Origin of the sequence: Leifsonia araucanica, from assembly GCF_051161895.1 — a bacterium.
In the GTDB taxonomy this organism is placed as follows: domain Bacteria; phylum Actinomycetota; class Actinomycetes; order Actinomycetales; family Microbacteriaceae; genus Leifsonia.
The window spans coordinates 2,160,943-2,180,124 of record NZ_JBMBTW010000002.1 but is presented as its reverse complement, the minus strand read 5'-3'; the positions used below and the strand labels follow the sequence as shown (position 1 = coordinate 2,180,124).

21 protein-coding genes and 3 tRNA genes are annotated in these 19,182 nt (G+C 69.8%); 15 read left to right on the top strand and 9 right to left on the bottom strand.

Going from position 1 to position 19,182, the window contains the following annotated elements; all coding sequences use genetic code 11:
• The first annotated feature begins 23 nt into the window (after positions 1 to 23).
• Complete coding sequence (locus ACN6M5_RS10455; RefSeq protein ID WP_434949589.1) at positions 24 to 698, top strand: phosphatase PAP2 family protein; 675 nt, start codon at positions 24 to 26, stop codon at positions 696 to 698.
• Here ACN6M5_RS10455 and ACN6M5_RS10450 read toward each other — a convergent pair.
• Positions 671 to 1,105: a DUF6069 family protein gene (locus ACN6M5_RS10450; RefSeq protein ID WP_434949588.1), complete on the bottom strand. Its 435-nt coding sequence runs from the start codon at positions 1,103 to 1,105 to the stop codon at positions 671 to 673. The two genes, ACN6M5_RS10455 and ACN6M5_RS10450, sit on opposite strands and share 28 nt — an antisense overlap.
• 138 nt (positions 1,106 to 1,243) lie before the next feature.
• Between ACN6M5_RS10450 and ACN6M5_RS10445 the strand changes: the two genes are divergently transcribed.
• On the top strand, positions 1,244 to 1,858 hold the full coding sequence (locus tag ACN6M5_RS10445; protein WP_434949587.1) for a TetR/AcrR family transcriptional regulator: 615 nt from the start codon (positions 1,244 to 1,246) through the stop codon (positions 1,856 to 1,858).
• A 9-nt stretch (positions 1,859 to 1,867) separates the two neighbouring features.
• On the opposite strand, the gene ACN6M5_RS10440 is transcribed toward ACN6M5_RS10445, so the two are convergent.
• Entirely contained in the window at positions 1,868 to 2,539 is a 672-nt protein-coding gene (locus tag ACN6M5_RS10440; RefSeq protein ID WP_434949586.1) for a Type 1 glutamine amidotransferase-like domain-containing protein, read from the bottom strand.
• Positions 2,540 to 2,645: 106 nt separating this feature from the next.
• Here ACN6M5_RS10440 and ACN6M5_RS10435 point away from each other — a divergent pair, with 106 nt between their 5' ends.
• Positions 2,646 to 3,026, top strand: a complete 381-nt coding sequence (locus ACN6M5_RS10435) for an ArsR/SmtB family transcription factor (protein WP_434949585.1) — start codon at positions 2,646 to 2,648, stop codon at positions 3,024 to 3,026.
• Complete coding sequence (locus tag ACN6M5_RS10430; protein WP_434949584.1) at positions 3,023 to 4,042, top strand: cation diffusion facilitator family transporter; 1,020 nt, start codon at positions 3,023 to 3,025, stop codon at positions 4,040 to 4,042. Before ACN6M5_RS10435 ends, ACN6M5_RS10430 begins: the two co-directional genes overlap by 4 nt.
• Here ACN6M5_RS10430 and ACN6M5_RS10425 read toward each other — a convergent pair.
• Positions 4,032 to 4,550: a DUF2127 domain-containing protein gene (locus tag ACN6M5_RS10425; RefSeq protein ID WP_434949583.1), complete on the bottom strand. Its 519-nt coding sequence runs from the start codon at positions 4,548 to 4,550 to the stop codon at positions 4,032 to 4,034. The genes ACN6M5_RS10430 and ACN6M5_RS10425 overlap by 11 nt on opposite strands.
• Before the next feature lie 135 nt (positions 4,551 to 4,685).
• Here ACN6M5_RS10425 and ACN6M5_RS10420 point away from each other — a divergent pair, with 135 nt between their 5' ends.
• A complete protein-coding gene (locus tag ACN6M5_RS10420) occupies positions 4,686 to 5,666 on the top strand; it encodes a hypothetical protein (protein WP_434949582.1) in 981 nt (326 codons plus the stop codon).
• Here the strand turns inward: ACN6M5_RS10420 and ACN6M5_RS10415 are convergent.
• A complete protein-coding gene (locus ACN6M5_RS10415) occupies positions 5,626 to 6,183 on the bottom strand; it encodes a hypothetical protein (RefSeq protein ID WP_434949581.1) in 558 nt (185 codons plus the stop codon). The two genes, ACN6M5_RS10420 and ACN6M5_RS10415, sit on opposite strands and share 41 nt — an antisense overlap.
• Positions 6,184 to 6,245: 62 nt before the next feature.
• Complete coding sequence (gene pdxR / locus ACN6M5_RS10410; protein WP_434949580.1) at positions 6,246 to 7,631, bottom strand: MocR-like pyridoxine biosynthesis transcription factor PdxR; 1,386 nt, start codon at positions 7,629 to 7,631, stop codon at positions 6,246 to 6,248.
• 80 nt (positions 7,632 to 7,711) lie between these two features.
• On the opposite strand from pdxR, the gene ACN6M5_RS10405 reads away from it, so the two are divergent.
• Together ACN6M5_RS10405 and ACN6M5_RS10400 are read left to right on the top strand one after the other, a co-directional pair.
• Positions 7,712 to 8,935 (top strand): MFS transporter, encoded by a 1,224-nt coding sequence (locus ACN6M5_RS10405; RefSeq protein ID WP_434949579.1) that lies wholly within the window; start codon positions 7,712 to 7,714, stop codon positions 8,933 to 8,935.
• Between the two features lie 27 nt (positions 8,936 to 8,962).
• Entirely contained in the window at positions 8,963 to 9,547 is a 585-nt protein-coding gene (locus tag ACN6M5_RS10400; protein WP_434949578.1) for a dihydrofolate reductase family protein, read from the top strand.
• Between the two features lie 79 nt (positions 9,548 to 9,626).
• Here ACN6M5_RS10400 and ACN6M5_RS10395 read toward each other — a convergent pair.
• The 3 genes from ACN6M5_RS10395 to ACN6M5_RS10385 all read right to left on the bottom strand — a co-directional run bounded on the left by ACN6M5_RS10395 (position 9,627) and on the right by ACN6M5_RS10385 (position 9,965).
• Positions 9,627 to 9,702: transfer RNA gene (locus ACN6M5_RS10395), tRNA-Phe, on the bottom strand.
• 62 nt (positions 9,703 to 9,764) lie between these two features.
• Positions 9,765 to 9,841: transfer RNA gene (locus ACN6M5_RS10390), tRNA-Asp, on the bottom strand.
• Positions 9,842 to 9,892: 51 nt separating this feature from the next.
• A tRNA-Glu gene (locus ACN6M5_RS10385) sits at positions 9,893 to 9,965 on the bottom strand.
• 427 nt (positions 9,966 to 10,392) lie between these two features.
• Here ACN6M5_RS10385 and ACN6M5_RS10380 point away from each other — a divergent pair.
• Together ACN6M5_RS10380 and ACN6M5_RS10375 are read left to right on the top strand one after the other, a co-directional pair.
• Positions 10,393 to 11,697 carry a M23 family metallopeptidase gene (locus ACN6M5_RS10380; RefSeq protein ID WP_434949577.1) on the top strand — a complete coding sequence of 435 codons (1,305 nt, stop codon included), beginning with the start codon at positions 10,393 to 10,395 and terminating at the stop codon, positions 11,695 to 11,697.
• Between the two features lie 34 nt (positions 11,698 to 11,731).
• Positions 11,732 to 13,018, top strand: coding sequence for a C40 family peptidase (locus tag ACN6M5_RS10375; protein ID WP_434952375.1), 1,287 nt, complete (start codon positions 11,732 to 11,734; stop codon positions 13,016 to 13,018).
• An 87-nt stretch (positions 13,019 to 13,105) separates the two neighbouring features.
• Here the strand turns inward: ACN6M5_RS10375 and ppa are convergent, their stop codons facing one another.
• Positions 13,106 to 13,630, bottom strand: a complete 525-nt coding sequence (ppa, locus tag ACN6M5_RS10370; RefSeq protein WP_256921931.1) for an inorganic diphosphatase — start codon at positions 13,628 to 13,630, stop codon at positions 13,106 to 13,108.
• Between the two features lie 11 nt (positions 13,631 to 13,641).
• Here ppa and tilS point away from each other — a divergent pair, with 11 nt between their 5' ends.
• The 6 genes from tilS to folB all read left to right on the top strand — a co-directional run bounded on the left by tilS (position 13,642) and on the right by folB (position 19,172).
• Entirely contained in the window at positions 13,642 to 14,733 is a 1,092-nt protein-coding gene (tilS, locus tag ACN6M5_RS10365; RefSeq protein ID WP_434949576.1) for a tRNA lysidine(34) synthetase TilS, read from the top strand.
• Positions 14,734 to 14,749: 16 nt separating this feature from the next.
• Positions 14,750 to 15,301, top strand: coding sequence for a hypoxanthine phosphoribosyltransferase (gene hpt / locus ACN6M5_RS10360; protein WP_055899140.1), 552 nt, complete (start codon positions 14,750 to 14,752; stop codon positions 15,299 to 15,301).
• 96 nt (positions 15,302 to 15,397) lie between these two features.
• On the top strand, positions 15,398 to 17,404 hold the full coding sequence (gene ftsH / locus ACN6M5_RS10355; protein WP_434949575.1) for an ATP-dependent zinc metalloprotease FtsH: 2,007 nt from the start codon (positions 15,398 to 15,400) through the stop codon (positions 17,402 to 17,404).
• A 13-nt stretch (positions 17,405 to 17,417) separates the two neighbouring features.
• Positions 17,418 to 17,993, top strand: a complete 576-nt coding sequence (folE, locus tag ACN6M5_RS10350) for a GTP cyclohydrolase I FolE (RefSeq protein WP_434949574.1) — start codon at positions 17,418 to 17,420, stop codon at positions 17,991 to 17,993.
• A complete protein-coding gene (gene folP / locus ACN6M5_RS10345) occupies positions 17,990 to 18,793 on the top strand; it encodes a dihydropteroate synthase (RefSeq protein ID WP_434949573.1) in 804 nt (267 codons plus the stop codon). Before folE ends, folP begins: the two co-directional genes overlap by 4 nt.
• Entirely contained in the window at positions 18,786 to 19,172 is a 387-nt protein-coding gene (gene folB / locus ACN6M5_RS10340; RefSeq protein WP_085368997.1) for a dihydroneopterin aldolase, read from the top strand. The genes folP and folB overlap by 8 nt, the downstream gene beginning before the upstream one ends.
• Positions 19,173 to 19,182 lie beyond the last annotated feature (10 nt).

The window sequence follows — 19,182 nt, the reverse complement described above, 5'->3', positions numbered from 1 at the left end:
AGCCGCCCGGATAGCGTCCGGGTATGCCCACCGTTCCCCTCCGCACCGCCGTGCTCGCCGCCCTCCCGACCGTGCCACAGCGTGTGCTGTTCGCGTCCGCCGTCGCCCTCAGTGCGCTCGTGCTGGTGATGCCGTTCCCCGGAAGCCTGAGCGTCGTCGCCACCAGGTGGCTCGTCGCCGTCTCGGCGGGCGTGCCCGGCGTGGGCCTCCTCTCGGAGGTCGCGCTGGTGGCGCTCGCCGCCGGAGTGGCCGCAGCCATCGTCCTGGGCTGGCGACGGCAGCCGGCCAACCGGGTCCGCGTGGTCGCCCTGGTCGTCTCGGTCGGGATCGCGTACGCGGCGAGCGAGTCGATCAAGCTGCTCGTCACGGAGCTGCGCCCCTGTCAGCGGTGGCCGCTGGCGGAGGAGTGCGCGCCGCTCGGCGACTGGTCGTTCCCGTCGAACCACGCGACGCTCGCCTTCGCGGCCGCCGCCGTCATCGCAGTGCTGTCCCGCCGCTTCGCCGTGATGGCTGCGGCCTTCGGATGCGCGGTCCTCGTCGCGTTCGACCGGGTCGCGCAGGGCGCCCACTACCTCCACGACGTCGCGGCCGGCGCGGTTCTCGGCCTCGGGATGGTCGTGGTCGCCCTGGTCTGCGCCGCACTGGTTCTGCGCTGGAGGCCGTCCGCCCGTCAGCGCGAACGGGATGCGAGCACGTAGGCCGGCACTGCGACCGCGGCCACCACGATGTGCATCACGACCAGCGCGAGGATCGCGGTGCCCGTCGCGCCCGGCATGAACTGGAGTACCGCCAGCAGGATGTCCGGGATGAACGACAGCAGCAGGACCACGGGGACGAGGATGGTGAGCGCCCTGCGCGGATCGCGCGCGTGACGTTCCACCAGGTGCCAGCCGATCCACCCCGCCAGGACGCCGAGGATCGTCATCGAGACGTATGCGGGCACGGAGAGCCCGCCGAAGTCGGCCGGGGCGCCCGCCGCCTTCGCGATGGTCGCCACGACGGCGTTGAGCGCGATCGCGATGGCGACCGCGACGACGAGGATGACCGCGACGCGCGGCTTCGAAAGTGTCGCCACCGGTGCTGCGGTGGCCGAGGTTGTTGCCATGACTCCTCCAAACGGTCGGGGGAACGGGCGTCTATTACGGATACGCCGTTCTCGTAATTGCTTACGGTACTCTTAAGTACCGTAAATCGGCAAGCGATTTACGGGAACACCCGAACCCGGAAGGTAGACTCCTCTCCCATGTCCGCCGACGCGACGCAGCCCTCCGGTCGACCCCGGGACTCCGGGCTCGAGCACCGCATCATCGAGGCGACCCAGGATCTGCTGATCGAGCGGGAGTACGTCGGCACGACGATCGCCGCTGTCGCGGCGCGTGCCCGCTGCGGCAAGTCTGCGATCTACCGCCGCTGGGAGACGAAGGTCGATCTGGTCGTCGCCGCCGTGCGCGCGACGCAGACCAGGCTCGACCCGCAGGACACCGGCTCGCTGCGCGAGGACCTCCGCCGCACCGCGATGCACTTCGCCGGCTCCGACGAACGCTCCGGCCGCATCCTGGCCAGCCTGCTCAGCGCCCTCGGCAGTGACCCGGACCTCTATCAGGCCGCCAACCGCGACGTCGGCAGTCCGCCGGCCGCTGCGCTGAGGGAGGTCATCGAGCGGTGGATCGCCAGAGGGGTCGTGCCCGCCGACGTCCCGGTCGCCCTCATCGCGGGGCTCGTGCCCACCGCCGCGTTCGGCAGCGTCGTGCTGCGCAAGCAGTACCTCGACGAGGATGCGGTGACCGAGCTCATCGATCGGGTGGTCCTTCCCGCACTGGGGCAGCCGCCCGGATCGGCGGAGCGCTCGACCCCGTGAGCCGCGGCGTCAGCGGTCGAACTGCTCCCAGTGCCCCTCGCTGATCACCTCGACACGGTCGCCGACCACGGCGATCGCGGTCTGATCGTCGATCGCATACGACCGGCCCGGAATGCGCTCGGCCCAGCGCCGCGCGGCCTCGAGCGTGTTCTCCGTCCAGCCCGGGTAGTCCAGGTGCGGGAAGATCGAGAAGTCGACCAGCCCGAGCGTCTCGTCCGTCCCCTCCGGCTGCCAGTCGAGGAACTCCGTCCCCACGCGCGGTGTCAGCACCATGCTCCCGGCGCTCACCCCCACCCAGACGGTGTCGACGAGTTCGGGCAGCATCCCGGCCAGGCCGGACTGGAGCATCCAGGTGGAGAGGTATCTCGCCTCTCCGCCGTCGACCAGCAGCACGTCGGCATCGCGCACCCACGGCATCCACCGCTCCTCCGCGATGCTCGGCAGCGCGGTCAGTTCGAGCACGCCCACCGACTTCCAGCCGAGCCCGACGAGCCCGCCTTCGCCCTCCCAGCGGTCGGCCGTCGATCTCCACACGCTCTCCGGGCTGCAGAGCGGCTGCCCCCACTGCGCGGTGGGGATGATGAGAGCGCGGCTGTCGGCGATCGGCTTGCCGAGCATCCTGATCAGCGACGCGCGGATGCTGTCGTTCGTGACCCCGCCCGATGTGAGCAGCAGTTTCATCCTCGTCCCCCGTCCGATGCCTGGAGTCGGCCCCACCATAGCGCGGTGGGGCTCTCGCTCGCCTCGCTGATTTGCGTTCGCCGATGAGGTGATCTTTAATCTGCGTATGGATGCAGATAAGGCAATATGCGGCCGTCTTCCCGACAGCCAGTTCGTGGAGCTCGCCGTCGAGGTGTTCGGGATGCTCGCCGACGCCACGCGGGTCAGGATCGTGCTGGCGCTCAAGGATGCCGGCGAGCTGTCGGTGAACCACCTCGCCGACATCCTCGACAAGCAGCCGTCCGCGGTGTCGCAGCATCTCGCCAAGCTCCGCCTCGCGCGGATCGTGGCGACCAGGCAGGAAGGGCAGCGGGTGTTCTATCGGCTCGAGAACGAGCACACCAGCCGCCTCGTGTCGGATGCGATCTTCCAGGCGGAGCACGCCCTCGGCGGAGTTCCGCGTCATCACCACGCCGAGGCCGGTGCGGCGGAGGGCGTCGGCGCGTGAGCGGTCTCCGCACGCACGAGCACGAGCACGACCACGACCACTCACACGACCACAACCACCCGCATGGCGGCGTGAAGGGCTTCCTCTACGACCTCTTCGTCCCGCACACCCACGATGCCGCAGACTCCGTCGACGACGCGCTGGAGGCGTCCAAGGCCGGCGTCACCGCGGTCAAGGTATCCATGTTCATCCTGCTCGGCACCACCATCCTGCAGTTCGGGCTCGTCCTCGTCACGGGTTCTGTCGCGCTGCTGGCCGACACCATCCACAACTTCGCCGACGCGCTGACAGCCGTGCCTCTGTGGATCGCTTTCGTGCTCGGCCGCCGTGTCGCGACCCGCCGGTACACGTTCGGTTTCGGGCGGGCGGAGGACCTGGCCGGGCTGTTCATCGTCTTCGTCGTCGCTCTCTCCGCCGTCATCGCCGGCTGGGAGGCGATCGACCGGTTCATCCACCCGCGGCCGGTGGAGAACGCGTGGTGGCTGATCGCCGCCGGTGTGATCGGTTTCGCGGGCAACGAGCTCGTGGCCGTCTACCGCATCCGGGTCGGCCGCAGGATCGGTTCTGCGGCCCTCGTGGCCGACGGCGTGCACGCGCGCCTGGACGGGATCACGTCCCTCTCCGTCGTGCTCGGCGCGATCGGCGTCCTTCTCGGCTTCCCGATCGCGGACCCGGTCATCGGCCTGCTGATCTCGGTCTCGATCCTGATCCTGCTGTGGGGCACCGTGAAGTCCGTCGGCGCGCGCCTGATGGATGGGGTCGACCCGCGGCTCGTGGAGCGCGTGGAACACCGCCTGGAGCATGCCAACGGGGTCACCGGGGTCCAGAGCGTGAAGCTCCGCTGGTCCGGCCACCGTCTGCTCGGTTCGGCGGTCGTGATCACGGACGCCGTGAGCCTGCACGATGCGACGCACGTGGCCGAGCGTGCCGCCGAGCTGGTGCGCGGGGAGCTGCGCACCCTGGACGACTTCGTCGTCACACCCGTCGCCGAGAGGCGCTCGGCTCTCAGCTCGTGACGTGCCGCCGGAAGATCCAGTCGACGGTGCCCCGCCAGGTCTTCCGCAGCTCGCGGTTGCGGCGCCACTCGCGCCAGGTGAGCCAGATGATCACCACATCCAGGATGGTCAGGACGACCACCCCGACGGACGGCGCCGTGACGAGCTCGTACACCTGGAACACCACGAACGCACCGAGCGCGGCCATCGCCCACGGGTAGACGCGCCGGGATCCGACCAGCAGCGCGACGACGATCGCCAGTTTCACCACACCGTGCAGCACCAGGTAGGCCGCGATGAACATCTGACTCCCGGTGTGCAGGTGGGAGACGCCGTGCACGAGAAGGGTGGCGACGAGGTCGTGCGGATCCTCGGTGAGCTCCTTCGACGTGGCCGCGTGGGCGGCGGACTTCACCTGGCCGGGCGTCACGAAGAGCAGCACGATCCCGCCGATCGTCTCCAAGAGTCCGTCGATCCCCTTGAAGAGCACCCCGACGAGAAACACCAGGTCGAGCACTCGCTCCCTCATCGCTCCTCCGCCTCCCGCACGTGCCGTCCTGAACCATTGTCGGGGATGGCCGGGCGGGCGTTCGGGGGAGTTGCTGCCGCAGGAGGGATCTGACACAGTAACGACGACGGGCGGTCCGTCTCCCGGGAGGCAGAGGTGGCATCGTTCGCAACGGGGGATGCGCTGCGCGCGTCCGCTCGGCGGTTCTTCGGCTCGCCCCTCCGGGCGACCTCGACCATTGTCGCTGCTCTCGTACTCGCGGCAGCAGTGGTCGCTGTGCCCATCTCGACGGCCGCCGCGCACGCCGCCGCCGTCGACCGCTACGAGGCCGCCGGCGTGCGCTTGGATCGGCTGACCGACCAACTCGCGGCGGCGCAGTCCCGTTTCGCCAGCGCGAGCGACGCTCTCGTCAGCCTTTCCGGCACGGTAGCGACCCTGCGCTCCAGTCCTGCCGGTGTCTTGCCGGCGACGCACCACACCGTCCTGGATGCGGTTGCGGGCGACATCGAGAAGGCCCTGGCTCAGAGATCGGGTGAGGCGCCAGGGGAGCAGGAAGCAACAGCGTCCGCCGACTCGACGACGGAGGAGCTGACGGAGGCGGCCGTCACGGTGGAACGCCAGACGCGACGCGAGGCAGGCTGGCTCGACGCCACCCGCGTTGCCATCGACTCGGCGGAGGAACAGCGCGATGCCACGAACGTCCTGCTTGCCCAGCTCGTCACGGGTGCGAAGCACTCCGACGACCGTCCCGCCATCGACCCGCTGGAGACCGCCGGTACGGCACTGCTCGCGGCGTTTCCGCGCGCGGACGCCGCATCCCGTGCCGCGCTGACGACGGCCGCCGGCGAAGCACGGACCGCCGCGAACGCGGGGGCGACGGTCGAAGCGGAACTGCTCGCCTTCGTCGCGCGCGCCCACGACCTGGCCACGTCGCAGGAGGCCGCCGATCGCGCCGCCGCCGAAGCCGCGGCTCGCGCCGCAGCGGAAGAGGCGGCCCGCGAAGCGGCTCAGTCCAGGAGCGAGTCCTCCGGTTCCTCCGGCGAGTCCGGCAGCGGCCGGCGTCCTACCGTCTGGCCGCCCCCACCGGAGTTCCCCATCATGACCCATCCCCCGAAGCTCGACCTGTCGGGCCCGTAGCGACGCCGCTGTCCTCCGCCGCGAGCACGCCATCACAGAATGCGCGCGTGGGCTGAGGCCTGGCGAAGGCGACCAGCAACGGCCGCGACTTCTCGATGCGGACGACGTGGCGCTCGTCGACTCCGACGGTGAACTCGAAGACCTGGCGCAGCCGGAAATTCAGGGTGATGAACTTCTCGACGACCATCGTGCCGTCCACGGTGATCGTCAGCCATCCCCACCACTGATCGAAGAGGTAGACGATCGTGTGCTTCTCGCGCTCGCCGACCGAGAAGGAGAACGTGTGGGTCGTCGCCACCTGCCCGAAACCGCCGGCCGTCGTTCGCCGTGACGGGTGTCGGGTGACAGCGATGAAAAGGAAGATCGCGCACAGGACGAGGAAAGCCGCGAGCAGAAGGAGCAGAGGTCGGAACCTGACACTCGCCGAGAGCGGGAGGAGCGCTCCGCCGCCCGCGACGATGCCGAGCACCAGCAACACCCAGGCGGATGCGGTGACCGTCCGGCGCGCGCTACTCATGGCGGGAGCATAGCGCGGGGTTGGCGGGGGAGTTCAGGCCAAAACGCACCGACACACCCACGTCAGCGCAGCAGGTCCGCGACCGCCGCGATCCCAGCGCGGATCGACTCCTCCGACGTGTTGCCGAAGCCGAACACCAGCTGCGGCGGGTGTGGGCTGCGTGTCGAGCGGTACGTGCTCATGCCGTAGAGCGCGACCCCGCGCGTGCGGGCCTCGTCGATGATCTGCTGCTCGTCCGCATCCGGTGCCAGGTGCGCGACCGCGTGGAATCCCGCCGCCAGGCCGGTCAGTCTCACCGTCGGCGCGTGCGCCAGCAGCGCAGAGGCGAGCGCGTCGCGGCGGGCGGCGTAGAGGGTGCGCATCCGGCGGAGGTGCCGGTCGTAGCGTCCGGACTCGATGAGACGGGCGAGGGCGAGCTGGTCGAGTGTCGGTGCGCCGCGGTCGGCGGACTCCTTCGCAGCCGCCACTTCGTCTGCGAGCCAGGCCGGCGCCACCGTCCAGCCCAGGCGCAGGGCGGGCGCGAGTGACTTGCTCACCGTCCCGAGCGTGACCACCCGGTCCGGCGCCAGCCCCTGCAACGATCCGACCGGTTCACGGTCGTAGCGGAACTCGGCGTCGTAGTCGTCCTCCACGATGATGCCGTCGCGGCGCACAGCCCAGTCGAGAAGCTCGCGGCGGCGTTCGGGGGCGAGGACGACGCCGGTCGGCCACTGGTGCGCGGGGGTCAGCACCACCGCGCGTGCTCCACTCGCGTCGAGCGCCGCCACGTCGATGCCGAGCTCGTCGACCGGCACCGGCACGGCCGAGCCGCCGACCGCCTCCGCCGCGCGCGTGACCGTGCCGATCGAGCCGGGATCCTCCACCGCCATCGTGCCGATGCCGCGCCGGGCGAGCGCGCGGAACGTGAGCGCGACACCCTGCGCGAATCCCGCACACACGACGATCTGGGCAGACCGTGCGTTCATCCCCCGGACGCGCCGGAGGTACGCGGCGACCACCTCCCGCAGGCTCGGGTCTCCGCGCGGGTCGCCGTAGTCGAAGGCGGCGTTCGGGGCGCTCCTCGTCGCCTCGCGGATGGCCCACGTCCAGTCGTCGCGCGGGATCGTGCCGAGGTCGGGGACTCCGGACGCGAAGTCGGCGACCCGGGCGGGTGGGTCGTGCTGCACCCCGGCGGTCGGCGGCTCTCCGACTCCCCCGACCGGCTCGACCTGAACTGCGGCGACGCGCGTCGCCGACCCGGTCTGCGCGACGAGGTAGCCCTCTGATCGCAGCTGCTCGTAGCAGTCCTGGACGGTTCCGCGGGCCACGCCGAGGCTCGCTGCGAAATCGCGCGAGGAGGGGAGTCGTTCGCCCGTCGCGAGCCGCCCATCCTGGATCGCGGCCCGCACTTGCGACTGCAGCTGAGTGCGCAGGGGAACGCCGGAGTCGCGGTCCAGCCGGACCAGCAACTCGGGACTCGAATTGGACCACTCCACCGCCATGCGAATGGATCTTACCGCCATGCCACCCCGAATCTAGGGTCGTTCCCATGACCACGACGAGCCTCAGCACCACCGCCCTTCCGCAGCGTTCCCCGCTGGTGACGCGCCCGCTCCTGCTGCGCTTCGTCTCGATCGTCGCCTGCTCTGTCGGATTCTTCCTCCCGCTCGCCGCCGTGCCGCTGCTTGCGGACGCGACCTCACCGGTCGGCGGCGGCGTCTCCAACGGCGCGCTGCTCGCGGCGACCGTCGCCGGCGAGCTGGCCTCGCCGTGGTTGATGCAGCGGGTCGGCGTCCGGGCGGTCCTCGCGGCGGGGCTCGTGCTGCTCGGAGCGCCGACGTTCGTCCTGCTGTTCTCGGTGTCCCTCCCCGTTCTGGTGACCACGGGCGTGCTGCGGGGCCTGGGCTTCGCGCTGGCGATCGTCGCGGGAGGCGCGGTGACCGCTGCGATCGTCCCGGCCGATCGCCGCGGCGAGGGCCTCGCGCTCGCCGGGCTGGTGAGTGCCGTTCCCTCCCTGCTCGCGCTGCCGCTCGGGGTGACGCTCAGCGCCGTGGCTGGTCCCGGATGGGTGTTCGCGATCGCCGGGGCGGTGCCTCTGTTCGCGGTGGCGTCGGTCGGCGGGCTGCCCGGGCGCGCAGCAGGGGCGCAGACGGCGCAGGTCTCCTCGCGAACCTCCGGACGGTCGGGGACCGGCATCCTCGTGGGTCTGCGCTCCCCGGAGCTGCTGCGGCCGGCGCTCGTGTTCGCGGCCTCCGCTGCCGTCGCCGGGGTGGTCGTCACCTGTGTCCCCGGTGCGCTGACCGGCTCCGCCTCCGCTCTCGCTCCCGCCCTGCTGCTGGTGCAGCCGGCCGCGGCGGGGCTGGGACGCTGGCTCGCCGGCCGGTACGGCGACCGTCTCGGGCACCGCCGCCTGTTCCTCCCCGGCATCGCACTCTCGGCCGTCGGTATGGCCGCGATGGCGGCGACCGCCAGCGCTCCCCTCGTGCTCGCCGGCGGCGTGGTCTTCGGCCTCGGCTTCGGCGCCCTGCAGAACAGCACCATCTCGGCCATGTACGAGCGCGCCGACGAACGGCAGTTCGCCACCGTCAGCGCCCTCTGGAACGCGGGATACGACGGCGGAATGGCGGCGGGCGCATTTGCGGTCAGCGCCCTCGCCGCCCTGGTCGGGCCGGCCGTCGCCTTCCTCGCGCTCGCCGTGGCGCTGCCGCTGGTCCTCACGCTCGTGCGGCGCAGCGCATCCACCAGCGCATCCACCACCGGTCCCACCCGATAACGCACCACCGACAGAAGGAGAATGACAATGGGAACACTCACCGTCGCGATGTTCATGACCATCGACGGATTCACCGAGACAGCGGAAGGCAGCCTGATTTCGCCGGACTGGTCTGACGAAATGCAGCAGTACTGGTCGGGCGCGAACGCGCACGACGGCCAGCTGCTCGTGTACGGACGCACCGCCTTCGAGTTCAACGCGGCGTACTGGCCGACCGCGGACACCGCCGAGAACGGCGACGAGTACCGGGCGTTCGCCCGCACCATGAACCGCCTGCCGAAGGTGGTCATCTCGGACACTCTCGAGCAGCCGGGATGGAACGCCACCGTCGAGCGCGGCCCACTCGACGAGGCGGTCACCCGCATCACGCAGCGCCACGACGGTGAAATCGTGGCCGTCGGCGGCATCTCCCTCGTCGCTGCCCTGGCAAAGTCGGGCCTCGTCGACCACTACCGCCTGCTGCTGATGCCGCGCCTGGCCGGCGCCGGCCGCTCCATCTTCGCCGACGGACTCCCCGCCACCGACCTGACGTTGGTCGGCTCCCGCCAGCTCGACACCGGCGCACTGCTGCTCGACTATGACGCGGGGCGGGAAGCGCGGGAGGGCGACTGAGGCGAGGGGAGAGCAACGGTCACGCGTCCGCCACTTCGCGAGGCCAACAAAAAACCCCCGGCGAACCGGGGGTTTTCTCTGGTGGCTCCGACCGGCATCGATCCGGTGACCTTTCGATTTTCAGTCGAACGCTCTACCAACTGAGCTACAGAGCCTCTCGAGACGACCGATGCCGCCTCTAGACGGAAGCCCTTCCCAAGGGAAGGGCTTCTCGTCGTGGCGACCCTGACGGGACTTGAACCCGCGACCTCCGCCGTGACAGGGCGGCACGCTAACCAACTGCGCTACAGGGCCTCAATGTGAAGCTATTCAATTATATAGGACGCCGTTACCTTCAACGGACAGTGACCCCAACGGGATTCGAACCCGTGCTGCCGCCGTGAAAGGGCGGTGTCCTAGGCCGCTAAACGATGGGGCCGGAACGTCACGGATCGCTTTCACTTTCCGATGACCACCGACGAACAAGCATACGGAAACCCCCGGGCAAAAGCGAATCCTGCGTGCATCCCGGGCGGGTCCGGCTGTTCGGGATGCACGGGGCCGGCCCGCGCGCGCACCACGCGGCCCGCATTCCGCCCGTTCCCGCCATCCCGCGACCATCCCACGACCAGCCAGCGAATGGTCACGGTTTCCTCTCGATCGCGGGTTAGATTCGCTCTCGACGGCCGCCCGGGCTGTCCGTGCAGTCGCGCGCCGCCCCCGTCGATCTCCGTGTCTTCGAGCATCCACAGCCCACCGACCCTGGGCTCTCGGAGTGCTTGTTGCTAAAGTTGCACACGTTGACAGCGGGACCCGTGTGACTCATGTGACTCAAACGAGCACGAGCGAACGGGTTCGAGGAAACGATGAAGCGCACTGAACCGGTCTCACCCAGCCCCCGACGAGCCCCCGCCGCCGGGCGCGCCGGCCTGCTCGGCCGCCCAGGCTCGCTCAGGCACCGGATGCGCGCCCTCGTCGCCGCCATCGGCGTCGCGACCGTCTTCGCGGTCGGCGCCGTCGCTGCCCCCGCGTACGCGGACCAGTACCCGAGCTGGCAGGACGTCCAGAACGCCAAGGCCAATGCAGGCGCGGCCTCCGCTCAGGTCGACAGGATCAACGGGCTCATCAGCCAGCTCAAGGGCGAGGTGGCTGCCACGCAGGCCGAGGCCGTCAAGCGCGGCCAGGAGCTGCAGGCGGCGGAGGCCGCGTTCGACGACGCCAACATCAAGGCCGACCTCATCCAGAAGCAGGCCGACGAGAGCCAGAAGAAGGCCGACGACGCGAGCGTTCAGGCCGGCAAGCTCGCCGCCCAGCTCTACCGCACCGGCGGTCGCAACCTCACCGCCAACCTGTTCCTGAGCGGCAACGGCGCCTCCAGCACCAGCCCGGACAAGCTGCTCTCCGACCTCGGCAGCATGTCGAAGCTGGTCGAGCAGTCCAACAGGGTCTACACCGACGCCAAGACCGCGCAGAACACCGCGAAGGCGCTCTCCGAGCAGGCTGTCGTCGCCAAGGCGGAGCGCGAGAAGCTGCGGATCGCCGCGGAGGCAGCGCTGAAGGCAGCGGCCGAGGCCGCGAAGGCCGCCCAGGACAAGCTCGCGGAGCAGCAGAAGCAGATCGTCGTGATGCAGGCGCAGCTCGCCGCTCTGCGCGACACCGTCAGCAAGACCGTCGCCGGCTACGAGGCCGGTGTCGCGGCAGCGGCAGCAGCCGCGGCCGCGCAGGGCTCCGGCGGACTGCCGGGCGGCTACGTCGGCCCGCAGGGCTGGGCCGTCCCCGCCGCCGGCCCGATCACCGACGGCTTCGGCTCCCGCCCGTCGCCGGGCGGCGTCGGCAGCACATACCACCAGGGCATCGACATCGGCGCCGGATGCAACTCGCCGATCTACGCCGCGTATCCGGGCGTGGTCGAGTACGCGGGTCCCAACGGCTCGTACGGCAACTTCGTCCTGATCAACCACGGAAGCGGTGTGCAGACCGGTTATGCGCACATCCGCAACGGAGGGATCCTCGTTGGTATCGGCCAGTCGGTCAGTGCCGGCCAGCCGATCGCACGCGTCGGCACGACCGGCGCATCCACGGGGTGCCACCTGCACTTCGAGGTGCGCCTCGGCGGTGTGAAGATCGACGGGATTCCGTTCATGAGGGAAAGGCAGGCACCACTTGGCTAGCCAGAACGACAGGCCGCGGGTTCGCCCCGGCGTCATGATCGGCGCGGGCGTCATGGGTGTGGTCACCGCATCCGTCGGCGTCATCGCCGCACCGGCATTCGCAGACGACTACCCGTCGTGGAACGACGTGCAGCAGGCCAAAGCGAACGTCCAGAACCAGCAGGCGATGATCGACAACATCACCCAGCTGATCTCCGGGCTGCAGTCCTCGGTGGATGCGGCCCGCGTCGCCTCCGAGAAGGCGGCAGAGGCGTACTTCCAGGCGAAGGACGCTCTGACAGCGGCCACCAAGAAGGAAGCCGACCTGCAGAAGCAGGCGTCTGCCGCGGCGGAGAAGGCCAAGACCTCGCAGATGCGCGCCGGTCTGCTCGCCTCCCACCTGGCGAAGTCGAGCGGCGGCGGCGACCTCTCCGTCGACCTGATGCTGAAGGGCGGCGGCTCCGGTTCCGCCGCCGACAAGCTGCTCTACCAGCTGGGCACGATGAGCAAGCTCACCGCCCAGTCCAAGGACGTCTACGAGCAGGCCACCAAAGACAAGAACAACGCGGAGTCGCTGACCGCGCAGGCGAAGGTCGCCAAGACCGAGCGCCAGTCGCTGGCCGCGAAGGCCGACGACGCGCTCAAGGCCGCTCAGGATGCGCAGGCTCAGGCGCAGGCGGCCCTCGCCACCCAGCAGAGCAAGTCCACCGAGCTGGTCGCCCAGCTCGCCACGTTGAAGAACACGTCGACCCAGACCGAGGCCGCGTATCTGCAGGGCGAGCAGGTCAGGGCCGCGCAGGCGGCTGCTGCCGCAGCGGCTGCGGAGGCAGAGCGCCAGCGGCAGGAGCAGGCGCAGAACTCCGGAGGCGGCGGAGGTGGCGGCAACGGCGGAGGCGGCGGTGGCGGCGGTGGCGGTACGGCCCCCAGCGGCGGCGGAGGCGGCGGCCCGGTCGCGCCGCCGAACGGCAACGTCGTCGACACGGCGATCGCCTACGCGCGCGCCCAGCTCGGCAAACCGTACATCTTCGGTGGAGAGGGCCCTGGCGGCTACGACTGCTCCGGCCTCACCATGAAGGCCTACGGGTACGCCGGCGTCTACATCGGCAGCCACTCGGTCAACAACCAGTACTACACCGCTGCCAACCGCGGCCAGCTGGTCTCGTACAGCGACAAGCAGGCGGGTGACCTCATCTTCTGGGGCGACGCTCCCGGCGATTTCTACCACGTGGGCATCTACATCGGCGGCGGCATGATGATCGCGGCCCCCACCGAGGGCGACGTCGTCAAGATCCAGTCCGTCTGGGGCTCCCCCTGGTACCAGGTCGCCCGCCCCAGCGCCTGACCACGCTCCTTAAATAATCGAGTCCGGACGTATGCACGCGACACGCCGCGGCGGGCGTGCATAAGTCCGGACTCGATTGCGTGGGGGCTAGTGGCCTTCTTCGGCGAGCTTGGCGATGCCGGCCTCGATGATGGCGTTCGCCTCTGCGGCGTCGCCCCAGCCGTCGACCTTGACCCACTTGCCGGCCTCGAGGTCCTTGTAGTGCTCGAAGAAGTGCTGGATCTCGGCACGGGTGCCCTCCGGGATGTCATCGACGTCCTGGATGTGCGCCCAGCGCGGGTCCTTGTACTGCACGGCGATCACCTTGGCGTCGCTGCCGGCCTCGTCGCTCATGTTGAGCACGCCGACCGGGCGCACCTTGATGCCGACGCCGGGGAACACCGGGTACTCGAGCAGCACGAGCACGTCGACGGGGTCGCCGTCGAGGCCCAGCGTGTTCTCGAAGAACCCGTAGTCGGTCGGGTAGACGAACCCGGTGTAGAGCACGCGGTCGAGGTACACCCGGCCGGTCTCGTGGTCCACTTCGTACTTGTTGCGGCTCCCCTTGGGGATTTCGATGATCGCATCGTATTCGGCCATGGTGTTCTCTCCTTGTGTCGAAAAGTCTGCAATAACGTTACTGGATGCACCTCAACGGTTCTCCAGGCGCCGAACCGGCCCGCGCCGAACGCCGCCCCCGTCTCACTCCGCCGATCGCGGACGCGCGGCGTGCGGTGCGCACCGCACTGGCAGCGGCGGCGGCGCTCGAAGCCCCGGATGGGCACGACGACCACGGGCCGGAGCGACCGCATCCACTGTCCGCCGGCGCGCTGGTGCTCGTCGGCCTGAGCGGGGGAGCGGACTCGCTCGCCCTCGCGGCCGCGACCGCCTTCGTGGCGCCGCGCGCCGGATACCGGGCGGGCGCCGTGATCGTCGACCACGGCCTGCAGCCGGGCTCCGCCGACGTGGCCGCAGCAGCAGCCACCACCGCCCGCGGCCTGGGCCTCGACCCCGTGATCGTCGAGACGGTGACAGTGGATGCGGACAGCTCCGGTCCGGAGGCCGCCGCCCGCGCCGCCCGTCATGCCGCCTTCTCCCGGGCACGCGCATCCACCGGCGCTGAGCGCATCCTGCTGGCGCACACGCTCGACGACCAGGCGGAGACGGTCCTGCTCGGGCTCGCCCGCGGCTCTGGCCCGGGCAGCCTGCAAGGCATGGCGGCGGACACCGGCACACTGCTGCGCCCGTTCCTCGCGCTGCGCAGGGAGACCACGCACGCCTTCTGTGCGGACAGCAGGCTGACCCCGTGGGAGGACCCGCACAACGCCGACCCGTCGTACGCGAGGGTGCGGGTGCGCTCGACCGTGCTCCCCGTGCTCGAACGGGAGCTGGGTCCCGGCATCGCCGAGGCGCTCGCCCGCACGGCGGAGCAGCTGCGCGAGGACGACGACGCGCTCGACGGCCTCGCCCTCGAATGGGCGCTCGAGTTGGTGACCCAGACCGACGACGGAGCGGTCGCCCTCGACGTGCGCGGGCTCGCGGCCGACCCTCCCGCCCTGCGCCAGCGGATCATCCGGCTGGTCGTCTCCGCCGAGTTCGGGGTGTCGCTCAGCCGCGCGCACACGCTCGCGGTCGCCGAGCTGATCACCGACTGGCACGGCCAGGGTCCGCTCAGCCTCCCAGGCGTTAGAGTTGTCAGGCAGAACGGGCTGCTCATGTTTTCCCCCAACTCTTAAGGACAGCACCTCCCTCATGGAACTCACGGACGTTCACGACGACCTGACCGAGATTCTCATCACCGAGGAGCAGATCCGCTCCCGTATCGCCGAGCTCTGCCGCGAGATCGAACGCGACTACGCCGGTAAAGACGTCCTCCTGATCGGCGTGCTCAAGGGCGCCGTCATGGTCATGGCCGACCTGGCGCGCGAGCTGAAGATCCCGGTCACGATGGACTGGATGGCCGTGAGCTCGTACGGCTCCGGCACCGCGTCGAGCGGGGTCGTGCGCATCCTGAAAGACCTGGACACCGACCTGGACGGCAAGACGGTCCTGATCGTCGAGGACATCATCGACTCCGGCCTCACCCTGTCGTGGCTGCTGGCCAACCTGCGCTCGCGCGGCCCGGAGTCCATCGAGATCTGCACCCTGCTGCGCAAGCCGGAGGCTGCCAGGGTCGAGATCGACGTGAAGTACGTCGGGTTCGAGATCCCCAACCAGTTCGTGGTCGGCTACGGCCTCGACTACGCGGAGAAGTACCGCAATCTGCGGGGCGTCGGCATTCTCGCGCCCTCCGTCTACAGCTGATCCCGACCGGGCGATCACGGGCGTTCTGAACGCCCGGCGCGCCCAGAGCGAACACGCAGGCGGCGCACAGTCCCGTGGCGGTACTCTGGCTGCACCATGAACGTCAAGAAGATCTTCCGCGGGCCGATTCTCTACATCGTGCTGGCCATCGTCGCAGTGTGGATCGGCTCGAGCCTGATCACCATGTCGGGCTTCAAGGCAGTGTCGACGCAGAAGGGCCTCGAGCTCCTGCAAGACGACAAGGTCTCGAGCGCGAAGATCGTGGACGGTGAGAACCGCGTCGACCTGAATCTGAAGACGGCCGACAAGACGCTCGGCAGCCAGGTGCAGTTCTACTACGTCACGCCGCGCGGCGCCGACGTGGTCAAGGCTGTCGACAACGCCAACCTGCCGAAGGGCTACGACGACGAGGTCCCGCAGCCCAACTGGCTGCTCTCCGCGCTCGGCTTCCTCATCCCCGTGCTGCTGATCGGCGTGTTCTTCTGGATCATGCTGTCCGGGATGCAGGGCGGCGGCAACAAGGTCATGCAGTTCGGCAAGTCCAGGGCCAAGCTCGTCACGAAGGAGAGCCCCAAGGTCACCTTCGAAGACGTGGCAGGCTCCGACGAGGCCATCGAAGAGCTCGAGGAGATCAAGGACTTCCTCAAGGAGCCGGCGAAGTTCCAGGCGGTCGGCGCCCGCATCCCGAAGGGCGTGCTGCTGTACGGCCCTCCAGGAACGGGTAAGACCCTGCTCGCCCGCGCCGTCGCCGGTGAGGCCGGCGTGCCGTTCTACTCGATCTCCGGTTCCGACTTCGTGGAGATGTTCGTCGGCGTCGGCGCGAGCCGTGTCCGCGACCTGTTCCAGCAGGCCAAGGAGAACGCTCCGGCCATCATCTTCGTCGACGAGATCGACGCGGTCGGTCGCCACCGTGGCGCCGGTCTCGGCGGCGGGCACGACGAGCGCGAGCAGACGCTGAACCAGCTGCTCGTGGAGATGGACGGCTTCGACCCGAAGACCAACGTCATCCTGATCGCGGCCACCAACCGTCCGGACATCCTCGACCCTGCGCTGCTACGTCCCGGTCGCTTCGACCGCCAGATCGGCGTCGACGCCCCCGACATGGTCGGCCGCAAGAAGATCCTCGAGGTGCACGGACGCGGCAAGCCGCTCGCCGCCTCCGTCGACCTCGAAGTGCTGGCGCGCAAGACGCCGGGCTTCACCGGTGCAGACCTGGCCAACGTGCTCAACGAGGCCGCCCTGCTGACCGCCCGCTCCAACGCGCAGCTGATCGACAACCGTGCGCTGGATGAGGCCGTCGATCGTGTGATCGCCGGTCCCCAGAAGCGCACCCGCGTGATGAAGGACCAGGAGAAGCTGATCACGGCCTACCACGAGGGCGGCCACGCTCTCGCCGCCGCCGCGATGCGTCACACCGACCCTGTCACCAAGATCACGATCCTCCCGCGTGGCCGTGCCCTCGGATACACGATGGTCATGCCGCTGGAAGACAAGTACTCGGTCACCCGCAATGAACTGCTCGACCAGCTCGCATACGCGATGGGCGGCCGTGTCGCGGAGGAGATCGTGTTCCACGACCCCACCACCGGCGCATCCAACGACATCGAGAAGGCCACCTCCATCGCCCGCAAGATGGTCACCGAATACGGCATGAGCGCCGACATCGGCTCCGTCAAGCTCGGCCAGGCCAACGGCGAGATGTTCCTCGGCCGCGACATGGGTCACCAGCGCGACTACTCCGAACGCATCGCCGAGCAGGTCGACGCCGAGGTGCGCACCCTGATCGAGAAGGCGCACGACGAGGCCTGGCAGGTCATCAACGAGAACCGCGCCGTGCTCGACCGGCTCGCCGCAGCCCTCTTGGAGCAGGAGACGCTCGACCACAACCAGATCGCCGAGATCTTCGAAGACGTGGTGAAGCTGCCGGAGCGCCCGCAGTGGCTGTCCAGCGACAAGCGCCCGATCTCCGACCTCCCTCCGATCGACTACCCCAAGGCCAAGGCGCCGATCGACGCCGGCGCCGTGGACGGTGGCGTCGACTCCGAGCCGCCGTCGAAGCCCAAGCGCGCACCCGTTCGCAAGCCGCGCCCGGCCACCGCGTAGAGCCGGCGCGCGCATGACCGGTTTCGATCGTCCGCGCATCGAGGCAGCTGTCGCAGAGATCCTCGCCGCCATCGGCGAGGATTCTGCGCGTCCGGGACTGGCGGCGACCCCGTCGCGGGTCGCCGACGCGTACGCCGAGTTCTTCTCCGGCCTCGGCAAGGATGCTGCCGCCGAGCTGGGCGACGCCGTGCCGTTGGAGACGGACAAGGCCGAGACGATCCTGCTGCGCGACATCGCGTTCCGTTCCGTCTGCGAGCACCACCTGCTCCCGTTCCTCGGCATGGCGCACGTCGCATACCTGCCGGGGGAGAAGGTGGTGGGCCTGGGGCGCATCCCGAAGGTGGTCGACACGCTCGCCGCCCGGCCACAGCTGCAGGAGCGGCTCACCGAGCAGATCGCGGACACCATCGAACGCGGCACGGAGGCGCGCGGCGTCTTCGTGGTCCTCGATGCTGCGCACACCTGCGTGACCACGCGCGGTGCCAGGCAGACCGCGAGCACGACGGTCACGATGGCCGCCCGCGGCGCGTTCACAGACCCGGCCGCGCGCGCGGAACTCGTGGCACTGATCGGGCGTGGCATCGCGTGACGCTCATCATGGGTGTCCTCAACGTGACACCGGACTCCTTCAGCGACGGCGGCCTCTGGCTCGAACCGGACGCCGCCATCGCGCACGCCATCGACCTGGTGGAGCAGGGCGCGGACATGATCGACGTCGGCGGTGAGTCCACCAGGCCTGGCGCCCTCCGGGTCGACCCCGCAGAGGAGCAGGCACGCGTCGTTCCCGTCGTGCGCGAGCTCGCCTCCCGCGGCATCACCGTGAGCGTCGACACGATGAACGCGGAGACGGCCAGGGCGACGGCGGATGTCGGCGCCGCGATCATCAACGACGTCTCCGGCGGCCTCGCGGACCCCGGCATGCCGCAGGCCCTGCTCGACACCGGCCTGCAGTACGTGGTGATGCACTGGCGTGGCCAGAGCGACTCGATGGACTCCCTCGCCCGCTACACGGACACGGTCGGCGAGGTGCGCGCGGAACTGTCTGCGCGCGTCACCGCGCTGCTCGACGTCGGCATCGACCCGAGCAGGCTCATCCTCGACCCCGGCCTCGGCTTCTCCAAGACGGGCGAGCACAACTGGCAGGTGCTCGCCGGGCTCCGCGCGTTCGAGACGCTGGGGTACCCGATCCTGATCGGCGCCTCCCGCAAGCGGTTCCTGAGCGCGCTGCTGCCCGACCGCGCTTCCGCCACCGACCGGGATGCGCCCACCGCCGTCATCAGCGCGCTCGCCGCCCGAGACGGGGCGTGGGCCGTGCGCGTGCACGATGTCGCATCCACCAGGATCGCCCTCGATGTCGTGCGGGCGTGGCAAGCTGGAAGCGATGACTAGGCCAGCTGCGACCCGACCGTCCGACGCGATCGTCCTCACCGGCCTGCGCGTGCGTGCGCACCACGGCGTCTACGACTTCGAACGGCAGAACGGGCAGGACTTCGTGGTCGACGTGACCGCCTGGCTCGACCTGGCAGCACCGGCGGCGTCCGACGATGTGGCGCAGACGGTCCACTACGGCGAGCTGGCCGAGGAGATCGCCGACGCCGTGCGCCGTGACCCGGTCGACCTGATCGAGACGGTGGCCGAGCGCGTCGCCGCCGTCGTGCTCGCGCATCCACCGGTCGACGCGGTCGAGGTGACGGTGCACAAGCCGGACGCCCCGATCAGCGTGCCGTTCGGCGACGTGGCCGTGCGCATCCTGCGGGAGCGATCGTGACACCGGGAGG